The organism is Saccharospirillum alexandrii (assembly GCF_043641555.1).
Classification (GTDB): Bacteria; Pseudomonadota; Gammaproteobacteria; order Pseudomonadales; family Natronospirillaceae; genus Saccharospirillum; species Saccharospirillum alexandrii_A.
Genome location: NZ_JBHZRJ010000002.1, coordinates 262015 through 276417, shown reverse-complemented (window position 1 = coordinate 276417; position 14403 = coordinate 262015). Strand labels below are relative to the sequence as shown.

Sequence of the window (14403 nt, the reverse complement as noted above, 5' to 3'; positions counted from 1 at the left end):
CACTGACAGGAAACTGATTGAATGTTTGGAAAAACTCCGCAGCAGGAATCGTCTGATGATTCCTGGGCTGGCTCCCGCAAAGAGTGGCAGCTGATCGAAAAGGTGGTGATGGCCAATACCGCCGAGCTCAAGAAGCAACGGCGCTGGGGCATTGTGTTCAAGTTGCTCACCTTTATTTACCTGTTTGCGCTGTTGTGGTTGTTTATCAGCAACAGTGACATTGGTGTCGGGGTTCCGGCTAAAACGGGTGGGCACACGGCCATTGTCGATGTGCGTGGTTTGATCTCACAGAGTGAGCCGGCCAATGCAGATGCGATCGTAACGTCGTTGCGCAATGCCATGGATCATGAGGATACCCGGGCCGTGATTGTCCGCATCAACAGTGGTGGTGGCAGCCCGGTACAGTCGGCCTATGTATACGACGAAATTCAGCGCCTGCGATCATTGCATGAAGACATACCGATACATGCGGTTATTGCCGATACGGGTGCCAGCGGAGCCTATTACATTGCCTCGGCCACTGAGAACATCTATGCCAACGGATCCAGCCTGGTGGGTTCCATTGGAGTGACAGCCGCAAGTTTTGGTTTTGAAGAACTGATTGAAAAGGTGGGTATCGAACGCCGCTCTTTCGCCTCTGGTGAGCACAAAACCTTTCTGGACCCGTTTCAGCCGGTCGATCCCGAAGAGCGGGCCTTGTTCGAAGCCTTGCTCGATAACGTGCACCAGCAGTTCATCAGCGATGTTAAAGAAGGGCGCGGTGACCGACTGGTCACCGATAACGACAAGTTGTTCTCCGGACTGGTCTGGACGGGCACCCAGGCGCTGGAACTTGGCCTTGTTGACGGACTGAAATCAACCTCTGAACTGGCCCGTGAACTGGGTTACCCCAATACCGTTGATTTCACACTGCGACCTTCACCGCTGCAGCAGTTCGCCCGAAACCTTGGCGTTTCGGTCGCTGAAACCCTGGTCAAGCTAGGAGCCACCGAGTCCATAGAGCTGCGCTGAATGGCCAGCAACACGGTCAGGGCAGGGCAAACCCTGCCTCGCGAAGCTTGGCGGCCAGTGAAATCAGCGGCAACCCGATCAGGGCGTTGGGGTCGTCGCTTCGGACTGACTGGAACAGGGTAATTCCCAGTGCTTCAACCTTGAAGCTGCCCGCACAATCGAACGGGCGCTCCCGGTCGAGGTAACGGTCAATTTCCGCCCGGGTCAGATCCCGGAAAACGACGTCAGTGGTGACCACCCAGGCATCGTCGGAGTGACCGGCGAGTGCGACACCACTGTAAAACGTCAGGGATGTGCCTGAACATCGTCTCAGCTGATCGACCGCGCGGGCCAGGTTGCCTGGTTTGCCCAGCAGGGTGCCCCGGTCATCGGCAGCGGTTTGATCGCTGCCAATAATCAGATAGCCCGGGTGGGTATCTACCAGGCTGCGGGCCTTGCCCCGAGCCAGGCGAAGCGCCAGATCAAAAGGCGACTCACCAGGCAGAGGCGTCTCGTCCATATCAGGTTTGGCCTGTTCGAAGGGCACGTTCAGGCTGGCTAGTCGTTCCGCCCGATACGGTGAAGTTGAGGCCAGCAATACCGGTGGCAACATGGTTGTTCTCCTTAAAGGTCGGGGTGGTTTGTGTGAATTGGGTAGCCAATGCCTCACAGCCTACTGTTTATCAGCCATTTGAGCCAAAAAGCCTTTGACTTGAACAGTCTCATCCGTATCATACCGCGCCTATGTCGAAATCCGAGCTCCCAGAACGCGTTGATGCCTATAAGTTGGCAGATCAGGGCCCCCAGAATCTTGAGGGTGTTGTGCCGTCAACCCGGTTGTCACGTCTGGCGGATGTGGTGCTCAGTCAGGATGCCGAGTTTAAAGCCGCTTTAAACTTTAATCGTGACGCCGAGCAGCGCCGCATGGTCACAGGCGATGTGTCTGGGAAGGTTGTACTCGAATGTCAGCGGTGCTTGCAGCCAGTATCGGTGGCACTCGACGGTCACTTTACGATGGCCGTGGTGTACAACGATGAAATGGCAAAAGCGTTGCCTGCAGATATCGACCCGCTGATGTTGCTGCCAGACGAACCTCTGGTGGTGGCGGAACTGGTCGAAGACGAGTTGTTACTGTGCTTGCCAATGCATGCGATGCATGGCGAAGGCGAGTGTCAGATACAGACTGAATTTAAACCGGATGACGCCGGGGTTGAAGAAACGCCGGTGAAAGATAATCCGTTTAAGGTACTGGAATCTCTGAAGAGATCCTGACAGTTTCACAGTGATGGGTGGCCTGCAACCGGGCCAAGCGCACAGCGCCCGTTACTGATATTTTAAGTGTCCTATTTAGGAGGCCCCGGCCATGGCAGTTCAGAAAAGCAAGAAGACCCGTTCACGTCGCGGAATGCGTCGCTCGCACGATGCATTGACGACAACCGCTTTGTCGGTTGATCCTACCAGCGGTGAAACTCACCGTCGTCATCACGTCTCGCCAGATGGCTTTTACAAAGGTCGTAAGGTCGTCGCTGAAGCGGAAGTTGAGTAACACTCAATGGCTGTTCTGGCCATTGATCTAGAGGGAGGGGATTTCGGCCCCTCCCATTTGCTTCCTGCCTCTATTCGTTTTTTTCAGAACCACCCCCAACACAGCGGCATTCTATTCGGCACCTCCAATCGCCAGACTGCCATGCCAACCCTGCCAGCGAATCTTCGCTTTGAATCCTGCACCGGTGCTTTGCCCTCCAATTTGAACCCCGGCCGGTTATTGCGTAACGACTACGGCAGCAGCATAGAGCAGGCGGTTTCTCAGTTGAGCCAGCAACGGTTCGATGCGGTGGTTTCATCGGAACACACCGGCATTTTAATGGCCTTACTGCATCGTCACGGCCGTGTTCACACGGCTCTGGATCGGCCAGTTCTGGTCAGTTGGGTGCCTACTTCCAAAGACGCGATGCTGATGCTTGATCTGGGCGCTTCGTTTTCGGCCACGGCGAAACAATTGCTCGGTTTTGCGGCCGTAGGTGTGGCCATTGCCTCGGGGCAACTGGGCCGAAAACCTCGGCTGGCACTGCTCAATCTCGGCGTGGAGCCCAATAAGGGGCCGCACTCCATTCGCCAGGCGGCGGAGCAACTGGCGCGCTGGCCCGATGTTGACTACCGTGGTTTTGTTGAGGCTGGCGATGTCTTTCGCGGAGACCTGGATCTGGTGATTACCGACGGCTTTACCGGGAATGCGGTTATCAAGGCGGCCGAAGGTACGCTGGATCTTACTTTGGGCGCCATACGGCAGGCGTTAAGCCGGGATGTGACGGGAAAAATACTGGGGCGTTTGTTGCGGCATCGGCTGAGGCCGGTGATGCGGCAGCTCGATCCAAGGCGCAGCAATGGGGCGCTGCTCGCGGGTACTGACATGACTCTGATTAAAAGCCATGGCGACGCCACAGGGGCTGCTTTTCAGGCTGCGTTAAACCGGGCCATAGAGGCAAGTGAAGGTGCCTGGTGCCCGACGATTCAGGCACAGCTCGATGCATTGCCGGAGCGTTCGGTCGCCGGGGCATAAGGGTTGCCAGCCCTTATCTGATTTCGTGCGTCAATAATGCCGCTCTAGCTGTTCCCGGAATTCATAAATGTTTTAACGGGGTTCGCCTTTACTGAGCGGTTGTTGCGACCATAATGCACGCCACTGGGATATTCAGTGAGTCGGACCCCTTGGGTCGGGCCGCCAGGCTGAGTCTCCACAACAACAGGAACGTATTGCATGAGCCAAAAACTCGCCTTCGTTTTTCCGGGTCAGGGATCCCAGCAGGTCGGCATGTTGTCGGATCTGGCTGAGCAGTATCCGTTGATTCAGGAAACTTTCGCAGAAGCCTCCAACGCTTTGGGTTACGACCTCTGGGCGCTGGTCAGTGAAGGGCCCGCCGAAGAATTGAACAAGACCGAAAAGACGCAACCGGCACTGCTCACGGCCAGCATCGCCTTGTGGCGTTTATGGCAAGCTGAGGGTGGCGCCCGGCCTGACTATCTGGCGGGTCATAGCCTGGGTGAATATTCCGCGCTGGTCGCCGCTGGCGTATTACCGCTGGCGGACGCTGCTGTGCTGGTCGAGAAACGGGGTCAGCTGATGCAAGCCGCCGTACCCGCAGGGCAGGGCAGCATGGCGGCCATTCTGGGTCTCGACGATCAGGCCGTGATTGATGGCTGTGCCGCAGCGGCTCAGGGTGACGTCGTTGAAGCGGTTAATTTCAACACCCCGGGTCAGGTGGTTATCGCCGGCTCTGTTGCCGCCGTAGAGCGTGCCATAGAGACGCTCAAAGCCGCAGGCGCCAAACGGGCGATGCCGCTGCCGGTCTCTGTACCCTCGCATTGCTCATTGATGAAAGACGCTGCGGCACAGCTTTCCAGTCATCTGGATACGCTCAACTGGCAAAACGCAGAGCTGCCAATCATTCAAAACGTCTCGGCCGCGGCCGAAAGCAACGCCGCTGCTCTAAAGCAGAACCTCGTTGAACAACTGTTTCGTCCGGTATTGTGGTCGCAATCGGTCACTGAACTGGTCCGTCTTGGCGTTAGTGAGACCGTTGAGTGCGGTCCCGGTAAGGTATTATCCGGTTTGAACAAGCGCATTGAGAAAACGCTGACCTTGTCGGCCCTTGGGTCGTTGGCAGCTTTTCAGGAACGCATAGGGAGTAACGCATGAGTGATCACAAGTGGGTTTTGATTACGGGCGCCAGCCGAGGCATTGGCGCTGCCATTGCCGAAACACTTGGCCGTCAGGGCTATCGTATTGCCGGAACCGCAACGTCTGAATCGGGTGCCCAGGCCATCTCCGAGCGACTGCAAGCCGCTGGTATCGAAGGACGAGGCTACACGCTTGACGTGACCAGTCCGGAGTCTATCGACCAGCTGATGGCGGACCTGAAAGCAGCCGACGCCACGCCCGAAGTGCTCATCAATAACGCCGGTATCACCAAAGACAATCTCTTCCTGCGCATGAAAGAAGCAGAGTGGGACTCGGTGATCGACACCAACCTGTCTTCGGCCTATCGTATGAGCAAGGCAGTGATCAAATCGATGACGCGGGCCCGTTTTGGTCGTATTGTGAATGTTTCGTCGGTGGTCGCTTCCATGGGCAACGCGGGTCAGGCAAACTATTGCGCGGCCAAAGCCGGGCTCGAAGGGTTGACCCGATCATTGGCGCGAGAGGTCGGTTCGCGTAATATCACCGTGAATTCGGTGGCACCGGGTTTTATTCAGACCGATATGACTCATGAGCTGCCAGAGGCCACACGGGAAACACTGCTCAAGCAAATCCCGCTGGGTCGTATGGGTGATCCGAACGAAATTGCCGCTGCCGTAGCGTTTCTGGTCAGTGACCAGGCGTCGTACATCACGGGTGAAACATTGCACGTGAACGGTGGCATGTACATGGGTTGACCGGCCAGTTTTGACTTGCCGGTAACGAATAACGTTTAATACACTAAATCGCACCTTGAAGTGCAATTCCAAGTAGGGAGTGTTCGTAATGAGCAACATTGAAGATCGTGTAAAGAAAATCGTCTGTGAACAGCTGGGCGCGAAAGAAGAAGACGTAACTGCACAGGCGTCTTTCGTAGACGACCTGGGTGCTGACTCTCTGGACACCGTAAACCTGGTGATGGCTCTGGAAGAAGAGTTTGAAACCGAGATTCCGGACGAAGAGTCTGAGAAGCTGGGTACTGTTCAGGACGCGATCGACTACATCAACGCCCACCTGGGCTAAGTGCGGTAGCCATCCGGCTATACCGCTCTGGATTCAAGCCGTATTGTCGTCAGACAGTACGGCTTTTTATTTGGAGAACACTATGTCACGTCGAAGAGTCGTTGTGACCGGTCTGGGTTGCCTCAGCCCGCTGGGTAACGATGTTGTCTCTACCTGGACCGGAATTTTGGCGGGTAAGAGCGGGGCTTCCACCATCGAAAAGTTCGATACCGAGAAGTTCACTACGAATTTTGCCTGCATGGTGAAGGGGTTTGATCCGGCTGCCTACATCAACCCCAAAGACACCAAGAAAATGGATGGCTTCATTCAGTACGGCTATGCGGCCGCCATCGAAGCCATTCGTGATTCGGGCATTGAAGCCACCGAAAGCAATGCCCATCGCATTGGCCTGGCTATCGGCGCCGGGATCGGCGGTCTCGATACCATTGAACGCAATCACGATGCGCTGAATAAGTCCGGGCCACGTCGGGTTTCGCCGTTCTTTGTACCCTCAGCCATCATCAACATGATCGCCGGTTATCTGTCGATCGATTACGGCTTCAAAGGGCCTAACATTGCCATCACCACGGCCTGCACCACCGGTACGCACAACATCGGTTATGCAGGGCGAACCATTGCCTATGGCGATGCCGATGTGATGGTAGCCGGCGGTGCCGAAATGGCCTCTACGCCTCTGGGTATTGCCGGTTTTGGTGCTGCCCGCGCGCTGTCGACCCGAAACGATGATCCAACCCGGGCGAGTCGCCCCTGGGATAAAGACCGCGATGGCTTTGTACTGGGTGATGGTGCCGGAGTTATGGTGCTTGAAGAGTATGAGCACGCTAAGGCCCGGGGCGCGACCATTTATGCCGAACTCACTGGGTTTGGCATGAGCGGTGATGCCTATCACATGACGTCACCACCTGAAACCGGTGCCGGGGCCTGCGCGTCCATGCGCAATGCCGTGCAGGATGCGAAGCTGAACCCCATTGATGTGAATTACATCAATGCGCATGGCACCTCGACGCCGGCCGGCGACAAAGCGGAAAGCCAGGCTGCCAAAACACTGTATGGCGCTGATGCCGACAAGATTGTCATGAGTTCAACCAAGTCGATGATCGGTCACCTCCTAGGTGCCGCCGGTGCGGTTGAGGCGATTTTCTCGGTACTGGCCATCCGCGATCAGGTGGCACCGCCGACCATCAACCTGGAGACGCCGAGTGACGGCTGTGATTTGGACTACGTGCCACACACCGCCCGTGAAATGCCAATAAACCACGCCTTGTCGAATTCATTTGGCTTTGGCGGTACTAATGGCACCCTGATCTTCAGCAAGGTTTAAGGGTCCAAAAGCGGAACAGAGTGCGTTGGCCGTGACGGTCAGCACACCTTGTTCCGCTGCTTGTTTATCCCTGGTCGAACTGGGCGCCTCGCCTGGGATCGGGTACACTGACGGGCTCATTCAATGCGCCTGAATCCCATGCTTGCCTGCCTGTTAAACAGCCAACCGACCGACCAACTCCCATTGCCCAGCCGGATGCTGGCGTTTGGTGATGGCTTGTTTGAAACCTGCCTGGTAACCCGGCAGGGGCTTCGGTTTGCAAGCGACCATCTGCAGCGTCTGCAGGAAGGCGCAGCTCGTTTGAACCTTGCCTGGACCGGGCAGGATCAGCGAACCCTGCAGTCGGATATCGATACCCTGTTAAAGACGGTTGAAGCGCCAGCGGTGCTGAAAATCACGCTGGGCAGGCACGCGGCGGGCCGGGGCTACGATTACGATCCGGCAACCCAGCAAACCGACCGGCTATTGCAGCTGTTCGAGTATCGTCCGGCCTCCTGGTATGAATCAGGAGCCCGGTTAGTGACCTCGCCCATTCCGGCATCGGTCAACGTCGCTCTGGCGGGCATCAAGCACCTGAATCGTCTGGATTCCGTGCTGGCCCGGCAAACAGCGCGAAGCCTTCAGGCACATGAAGCGCTGCTGTGCGACGACCAGGGCTGGGTAGTTGAAGGCAGCATGAGCAATGTCTTTTATTGCCGCGGCGGACAGTGGTTAACGCCGGGGCTGAAACGAGCGGGTGTGAATGGCATTATCCGCAGACGCTGGCTAGACAGTGGTCAACAGGCGCTGGGTATCGCAGACATCAGGCCAGATGACCTGGCCAGTTGTGAAGCGCTGTTGATTGGCAACGCCCTGATGGGGCTGGTTCGGGTTACGCATTTCAATGACGTTCCGCTACCCCTGGCAGACCCGACTGAACTGGCCTCCCTACAACACCGGATTGGATTGAATCTTGATTAAACGACTGATAGTTATCGCGGTACTGTTGATGGTTGGTGCGGGTTTTGGCGCCGCGTTCTACCTCAAGGATCGTATCGATTCCCCCATGGCGCTGACCTCCGAGCAAACCTATACGGTCCCCTCAGGTGCTTCACTCAGACGGGTGTTGAATGATTTCGAAGCCAAAGGCTGGATTCAGTACGCCCGGGCACATGAGCTTTGGCTGAGGTATCAGGAGCAAACCGCGATTCAGCGTGGCGAATACCGGGTGAGTCCCGACGATACCAGCAGCGACGCGGTAAACCGGATGATCGAAGGGCGGAAAATCCAGTACAGCGTGCAGTTTATCGAAGGGTGGACCTTCCGGCAGTTCCTGGTTGCACTGGCCGCTAACGAGGCCGTGAATCATACACTCACAGACACCGATACTGCCTCGGTGCTTGAAGCGCTGGACATCGACCAGCAGCATCCCGAAGGCTGGTTTTTCCCGGATACGTACCTGTTTGAACGGGGCACGGCCGATGTGGACATTCTCAGGCAGGCGCACCAGCGTATGCAACAGGAGCTTAGTCGGGCCTGGGAGAACCGCGCCGAATCCACCCAGGTAGACACCCCCTATGAGGCGCTGATTCTGGCGTCCATTATTGAACGCGAAACTGGTGCCGCCTTTGAACGGCCAGAGATAGCTGGTGTCTTCTCCCGGCGACTGGCCCAAAACATGCGGCTGCAAACCGACCCGACGGTGATTTATGGCCTGGGTGAGGACTTCAGCGGCAACCTGACACGCAGCCACCTGCGTCAGGATACGCCCTACAATACCTACACCCGCAGCGGTCTGCCGCCCACGCCAATTGCCAATCCCGGGCGCGGGGCGCTAGAGGCAGCGGTTGACCCGGCCGAAGGCACAACGCTGTTCTTTGTCGCCCGGGGCGATGGCACCCACCAGTTTTCTGACACCTATGAAGAGCATAACCAGGCGGTGCGTCAGTATCAGCGTTTTCAACGGCGGGACGACTACCGCTCTGCGCCGCCAGCCGAAGAACAGGGAGGCGGGTCGTGAACCCTCAATTCATTTCAATCGAAGGCCTGGAAGGCGCTGGTAAGTCTACCCAGCGGGATGTACTCGCCAGCTGGGTCACTGAGCGTTTTGGCCAGCCTATGGTCACGCGCGAGCCGGGCGGTACCGTCATGGCCGAGCAGATTCGTGAGGTCTTGCTGGCCCACCATGAAGAACCCGTCGATGTCTGGACCGAGCTGTTGCTGGTGTTTGCTGCCCGGCGTCAGCACCTCAGTGCTGCCATTTTGCCCGCGTTGTCCCGAGGCCAGTGGGTGGTCAGCGACCGTTTCACCGACGCCAGCTATGCCTATCAGGGGGGCGGTCGCGGCATCCCCTGGGATCATATCGTGGACCTGGAACGCCGGGTACTCGAAGGGTTCCGGCCTGACCTGACCTTGTGGCTCGATTGCCCGGCCGAGGTGGGGCTGGCCCGCGCCCGGCAGCGAGGTGAACTCGATCGTATTGAAACCGAAGACATTGCCTTCTTTGAGCGCTGCCGGGCCGGCTATGAACGCCGCTGCCAGGAAGACCCGCAACGCTTTGTCAGGCTCGATGCTACCGGTTCCATCGAATCGGTCAGCGCTGCACTGATTCAGGCCCTGGAGGCCCGATACTCATGAACGAACTGCCCGTCTGGACCCGGGACATTGCTAGCCAGGTTAACGCGAGCTTTGCCGGGCAGCGACTGCCCCATGCGCTGATGCTGGTTGGCCGGGTAGGGGATGGATTGTCATTACTGGGCGACTATCTACGGTGCGGTTTGTTGTGCAAGCAGCCCGGCATAGAGCCCTGCGGTCAATGCAAGTCTTGCCTGCTGGTTAAGGCCGGGGCCCATCCTGACAGTCGGGTCCTGGAGCCGGAAGGCAAGAGCCTTACCATCAAGGTGGACCAGATTCGGGGAATCGCCGATTTTATGCATGAAACCCCCCAGCAGGGCGGCAACAAGGTTATTAGGCTGACGCACAGTGAAAAAATGAATACGGCAGCGGCCAATGCCGTGCTGAAAATGCTCGAAGAACCGACGCCCAATACCTATCTGATTCTGGAAAGCACCTCGCTGTCGCGCATGCTGCCGACTGTTCGGTCCCGTTGCCGGCTGTACAAGCTTGAGCAACCGGGCCCCTCAGACGCCCGCCAATGGCTGACGGATAACGGCATAGAACGCCCCGAACAACGCCTGGCCATGGCCGACGGCGCGCCCCTGGCCGCCGCACTAGTCACCGATGAAGCCATCGAGCAGTGGGACCGGCAAGTCAGTTGCTTTTTGCAGGAACGTAACTTCACAGCACTGGCATCATTCATTCAGCAACAGGATCCGGAGACACTGCTGAACCAGGCTATGCTGTGGGTCGACACGGCCATTCGCCGGTTGAACCAGCAGTCCGCGCCGGTGCCGGAGCGTGATGAAGATCTCGTCCAGGCGTTGCAGGGGCTGCCAGCGGTGTCGCTTTTTCGGTTTAGAGACTATATTGTGCAGTTAAAGCAGGGCCTGCAGCAGCAGGCGAACCTGAATCAACAGATTTGGAGCGAGCAATTGTCTGCTCGCTGGCTGGAAATGACAGGAAACGCATGAATCCAAAACTCGGTGGCCCACGCAATGGCATCTTGTCGCTGACGATGAAAGACAAGGCAGTGCTGTACGCGGCGTATATGCCTTTTGTGAAAAACGGTGGTCTGTTCATCGCAACCAATAAGAAGTTCAACCTGGGTGACGATGTCTTTTTGTTGCTGAACCTGATGGAAGAGCCGGAAAAGATACCGGTAGCCGGTAAGGTCATCTGGGTCACCCCCCGGGGCGCCCAGGGCAACCGGGCGACCGGCATTGGGGTTCAGTTCAGCAAGAAGAACGAGCTGGCCAAAGATAAGATCGAAACCTATCTGGCCGGTGCACTCAATTCCGAAAAGCCCACTCATACCATGTAAGGTGACAGCGCTGTTGACCTTCAAGCTAGGAACAGCGCAGCCTGCTTTTCCGCGACTGACGAGCTAGACCATGTTCAGGCCGATAGCCAGCGTATCCGACCAGCACCCCACCGAAGTGGCCATTCTAAGCTCTGCGCTGAACCTTTTTATGCTGGTTGGTGAAGAGCAGGTGTCCGTCACCCGCCTAATTCAAACCGCCGCCATCAGCCGGTCTGTCTTCTACCACTATTTCAGTGGCAAGGACGATGTCTACGCTGCGTTGCTGTTGAATGACGAGCTGGGGCTGAGCCCCCTGTTCAAACAGTGCCGTGAATCGCCGGAACTGGGCATCGCGCATCTGATGAGAGAGTTTCTTAATTATCGACTGCAATCCATTGATAATTATGGACTTTTTATTCGTCTCGAAAGTCATTTAAACGCCAGTGACTCTTGCCTGGAGCGGTTTCAGCAATGGCAGCGCCTGCGTCGTAACCATGTGGAGCAGTTTACCGAACTGGCGCGCCAGCAATGGGAGGTGGAGTCCCATCAGGACGACGATGATCTGCGCTACCTCTATACCCTGGTCTGGTTGCTGGCCGATGGCATGGTGTCACTGAGAAACAACCCCATGTATTTGGAACTGGTTCAGGACCGGCGCGGCTTTAAACGCTTTTTGACCCGCCTGGCCGAACAGGCCGGAGCCCGAGGAGAGCCCTGATGAGACTGGATGACCTGCTGCAACAGATAGGCGACCAACGCTTTCCACCGGTAGACCAGTGGAACCCGGACTTCTGTGGCGATCTGGATATGGTGATTCACCGGTCCGGTCAGTGGTCGTACCAGGGTTCCCCCATTGGCCGACCTGCCATGGTCAAATTATTTGCATCCATCATAAAACGGGAAGGGGACGACTACTTTCTAGTGACGCCGGTCGAGAAGGTCGGCATTAGAGTCGAGGCAACCCCCTTCGTCGCCGTGTCGGCTGAGCGCGTTGATGATACCTGGATCGTTACCAACAACCTGGGCGAGCAGCAGCCACTCGACTCGTCGCATCCGCTTGATATCAACGACCCATCCGGTGAGCCGATCATGCAGTGGCGGCGAAACCTGCCCGCACGCATTCACCAGAATGTGATGTACCAATGGCAGACCAGCGCGCTGGAAACAGCGGCGCCCGACGATCAGGGTAAGCTTTGGCTAAGCAGTGGTGGGACACGATTCTTACTGGCTGAATTGGAAGGCTAGGAGGTTAAGTTTCGGAGTTCAGTTGTACTTTGTGCCAGGCGTCCGTGCCAGGCACCAGGTATACCTATCTGGGGCCGGCGTGAACCCGTCCATGGGGCCTAGACTTCGGCATCTATGCCTCAGACTTCCCCAGATAGCTATACCTGGAACCTGGCACTAAGATGGATGCCAACTCCGAAACTTGAGTTGGAAGAACAATTACCCAAGCCTCTGAACTGTCAGTCAGTGCCCGGGTAGAGCCTACTTTACATATTCGGGTAGGTGGGGCCACCCGCACCTTCTGGCGTAACCCAGTTGATGTTCTGGGCCGGGTCTTTGATGTCACAGGTTTTGCAATGCACGCAATTCTGCGCATTAATCTGAAACCGTTTTTCGCCTGCTTCATCCTCAATCACTTCGTATACACCGGCTGGGCAGTATCGCTGGGCGGGCTCCGCGTATTTCGGCAGGTTGCTGGCGATCGGGATGGACGAATCGGCCAGTTTCAGGTGTACCGGCTGGTCTTCCTCGTGATTGGTGTTCGACAGAAACACCGAGCTCAGCTTGTCGAAACTCAGCACGCCATCCGGCTTGGGGTAGCTCGGTTGCGGGCAGTCACTGGCCAGTTTCGTCTGCGCATAATCCGGCGTTGTGTCCTGCATTGTCCAGGGCAGTTTGCCGCGGAACAGGTTGATGTCGATAAAGGCATAGGCCGAGCCGAGCAGATTACCGAACTTGTGCTGCGCCGGGCCAAAATTGCGTTGCTGATGCAGTTCCTGGTAAGCCCAGGATTGTTTAAACGCCGTGGCGTATTCCGCCAGGTCCTGACCGGCTTGCCAGTCGCCCTTGGCGCGCTCCAGAATGACCTCCGCAGCCACCATGCCGGACTTCATGGCGGTGTGGCTGCCCTTGATTTTGGCAAAGTTCAGCGTGCCTGCATCGCAGCCAATCAATAAGCCACCGGGGAAGTGCATTTTGGGCAGGCTTTGCAGGCCACCTTTGGCAATGGCCCGGGCACCGTAGGAGACGCGTTTGCCGTTTTTCAGGGTGTTGGCAAACAGCGGATGGTGCTTCATGCGCTGGAATTCATCGAACGGGCTGAGGTAAGGGTTCTGGTAGCCAAGATCGGTGATCAGGCCCAGTACCACCTGGTTGTTCTCGATGTGGTACATGAAGGAACCACCATGAGCCCCATGCTCTGCGAGCGGCCAGCCTGCGGTGTGAACTACCTTGCCCGGCTGGTGAACCGAGGGGTCGACGTCCCACAGCTCCTTGATGCCCAGCCCATAGTGCTGCGGGTCTTTACCGGCATCCAGCTTGAAGGTGCGGATCAGGTTTTTGCCCAGATGGCCGCGCGCGCCTTCGGCAAACAGGGTGGTTTTGGCGCGCAATTCCATGCCCGGCATGTAGCCGTCTTTTTCCGAACCGTCAGCGCCCACACCCATGTCACCGGTGATGATGCCCTGAACCGAGCCATCCTCACCGTACAAAACGTCAGCCGCCGCAAAGCCGGGGAAAATCTCAACGCCCAGGCCTTCGGCCTGTTCGGCCAGCCAGCGGCAAAGGTTGCCCAGGCTAATGATGTAGTTGCCCTCGTTGTGCATGGTTGCAGGCACAAAGGCATTGGGCACCTTAATGCCGGCTTTTTCATTACGCAGCATATAGATGTCATCGCCGGTTACGGCGGTATTCAGCGGGGCATCCTTGTCTTTCCAGTCGGGAATCAGTTCATTCAGGGCACGTGGCTCGAAGACGGCGCCAGAGAGAATATGGGCTCCCACTTCGGATCCCTTTTCCACGACACAGACGGATAATTCCTGACCAGCCTCGGCCGCACCTTGCATCAGCCGGATGGCTGCAGACAGACCGGCCGGGCCTGCGCCGACAACAACTACGTCAAATTCCATGGATTCGCGTTCCATAGGGACCTCCTGAACGAATTACCGGGGCGAACGGCCCGGTAACTGGGCTTTACGGAAACGGGATGGCGAAACCGGTACTCGGCCGCGCAACCTGTGACTCGCATACGATTGTAATGACCGGGTTTGGCGCCATAGAGAGCGTACAGGTCACCGTCTGGGTAAAGACAGAACTGCGGCGCCACCTCGATTTGGCTCCGAGTTTACCTGCTCAACCGGAAAAATTAAAACAACTGTTTGAAATTTTCGTTTAAAACGGATTAAATGTCCGCCGTGCGTGGTTGCCAGGGCA

General features: G+C 57.0%; 18 protein-coding genes. 16 read left to right on the top strand and 2 right to left on the bottom strand.

The annotated features are described in order from the left end of the window. Positions 1 to 21 precede the first annotated feature (21 nt). Positions 22 to 1011, top strand: coding sequence for a S49 family peptidase (locus ACHUE7_RS07125; RefSeq protein WP_394169368.1), 990 nt, complete (start codon positions 22 to 24; stop codon positions 1009 to 1011). Positions 1012 to 1027: 16 nt separating this feature from the next. Here ACHUE7_RS07125 and ACHUE7_RS07120 read toward each other — a convergent pair whose 3' ends face one another. After that, complete coding sequence (locus tag ACHUE7_RS07120; protein WP_394169367.1) at positions 1028 to 1603, bottom strand: Maf family protein; 576 nt, start codon at positions 1601 to 1603, stop codon at positions 1028 to 1030. Between the two features lie 131 nt (positions 1604 to 1734). On the opposite strand from ACHUE7_RS07120, the gene ACHUE7_RS07115 reads away from it, so the two are divergent. From ACHUE7_RS07115 to ACHUE7_RS07050, 14 genes are all read left to right on the top strand, one after another. Continuing rightward, on the top strand, positions 1735 to 2262 hold the full coding sequence (locus ACHUE7_RS07115) for a YceD family protein (protein WP_394169366.1): 528 nt from the start codon (positions 1735 to 1737) through the stop codon (positions 2260 to 2262). A gap of 91 nt (positions 2263 to 2353) precedes the next feature. Then, positions 2354 to 2536: a 50S ribosomal protein L32 gene (gene rpmF, locus ACHUE7_RS07110; protein WP_348475323.1), complete on the top strand. Its 183-nt coding sequence runs from the start codon at positions 2354 to 2356 to the stop codon at positions 2534 to 2536. 6 nt (positions 2537 to 2542) lie between these two features. Then, complete coding sequence (locus ACHUE7_RS07105) at positions 2543 to 3550, top strand: hypothetical protein (RefSeq protein ID WP_394169365.1); 1008 nt, start codon at positions 2543 to 2545, stop codon at positions 3548 to 3550. Between the two features lie 198 nt (positions 3551 to 3748). Continuing rightward, a complete protein-coding gene (fabD, locus tag ACHUE7_RS07100; RefSeq protein ID WP_394169364.1) occupies positions 3749 to 4687 on the top strand; it encodes an ACP S-malonyltransferase in 939 nt (312 codons plus the stop codon). Continuing rightward, positions 4684 to 5424: a 3-oxoacyl-ACP reductase FabG gene (gene fabG, locus ACHUE7_RS07095; protein ID WP_127555347.1), complete on the top strand. Its 741-nt coding sequence runs from the start codon at positions 4684 to 4686 to the stop codon at positions 5422 to 5424. Before fabD ends, fabG begins: the two co-directional genes overlap by 4 nt. 88 nt (positions 5425 to 5512) lie before the next feature. Further along, on the top strand, positions 5513 to 5749 hold the full coding sequence (gene acpP, locus ACHUE7_RS07090) for an acyl carrier protein (protein WP_127555348.1): 237 nt from the start codon (positions 5513 to 5515) through the stop codon (positions 5747 to 5749). Positions 5750 to 5831: 82 nt separating this feature from the next. Then, entirely contained in the window at positions 5832 to 7070 is a 1239-nt protein-coding gene (fabF, locus tag ACHUE7_RS07085; RefSeq protein ID WP_394169363.1) for a beta-ketoacyl-ACP synthase II, read from the top strand. Between the two features lie 123 nt (positions 7071 to 7193). Further along, the gene (gene pabC, locus ACHUE7_RS07080) at positions 7194 to 8030 is read left to right on the top strand and encodes an aminodeoxychorismate lyase (protein ID WP_394169362.1); all 837 of its coding nucleotides are present in this window, start codon (positions 7194 to 7196) and stop codon (positions 8028 to 8030) included. Further along, positions 8023 to 9069, top strand: coding sequence for an endolytic transglycosylase MltG (mltG, locus tag ACHUE7_RS07075; RefSeq protein ID WP_394169361.1), 1047 nt, complete (start codon positions 8023 to 8025; stop codon positions 9067 to 9069). The genes pabC and mltG overlap by 8 nt, the downstream gene beginning before the upstream one ends. Further along, a complete protein-coding gene (tmk, locus tag ACHUE7_RS07070) occupies positions 9066 to 9686 on the top strand; it encodes a dTMP kinase (RefSeq protein WP_394169360.1) in 621 nt (206 codons plus the stop codon). Before mltG ends, tmk begins: the two co-directional genes overlap by 4 nt. Further along, positions 9683 to 10639, top strand: coding sequence for a hypothetical protein (locus ACHUE7_RS07065; RefSeq protein WP_394169359.1), 957 nt, complete (start codon positions 9683 to 9685; stop codon positions 10637 to 10639). Before tmk ends, ACHUE7_RS07065 begins: the two co-directional genes overlap by 4 nt. After that, positions 10636 to 10989 carry a PilZ domain-containing protein gene (locus tag ACHUE7_RS07060; protein WP_028669935.1) on the top strand — a complete coding sequence of 118 codons (354 nt, stop codon included), beginning with the start codon at positions 10636 to 10638 and terminating at the stop codon, positions 10987 to 10989. The genes ACHUE7_RS07065 and ACHUE7_RS07060 overlap by 4 nt, the downstream gene beginning before the upstream one ends. 70 nt (positions 10990 to 11059) lie before the next feature. Continuing rightward, on the top strand, positions 11060 to 11686 hold the full coding sequence (locus ACHUE7_RS07055; protein ID WP_394169358.1) for a TetR/AcrR family transcriptional regulator: 627 nt from the start codon (positions 11060 to 11062) through the stop codon (positions 11684 to 11686). Beyond that, positions 11686 to 12213 (top strand): DUF1285 domain-containing protein, encoded by a 528-nt coding sequence (locus tag ACHUE7_RS07050; protein ID WP_394169357.1) that lies wholly within the window; start codon positions 11686 to 11688, stop codon positions 12211 to 12213. Before ACHUE7_RS07055 ends, ACHUE7_RS07050 begins: the two co-directional genes overlap by 1 nt. A 245-nt stretch (positions 12214 to 12458) precedes the next feature. Here the strand turns inward: ACHUE7_RS07050 and ACHUE7_RS07045 are convergent, their stop codons facing one another. Continuing rightward, entirely contained in the window at positions 12459 to 14114 is a 1656-nt protein-coding gene (locus tag ACHUE7_RS07045; RefSeq protein WP_394169356.1) for an electron transfer flavoprotein-ubiquinone oxidoreductase, read from the bottom strand. A gap of 62 nt (positions 14115 to 14176) precedes the next feature. On the opposite strand from ACHUE7_RS07045, the gene ACHUE7_RS07040 reads away from it, so the two are divergent. Beyond that, on the top strand, positions 14177 to 14365 hold the full coding sequence (locus tag ACHUE7_RS07040; RefSeq protein ID WP_394169355.1) for a hypothetical protein: 189 nt from the start codon (positions 14177 to 14179) through the stop codon (positions 14363 to 14365). Positions 14366 to 14403 lie beyond the last annotated feature (38 nt).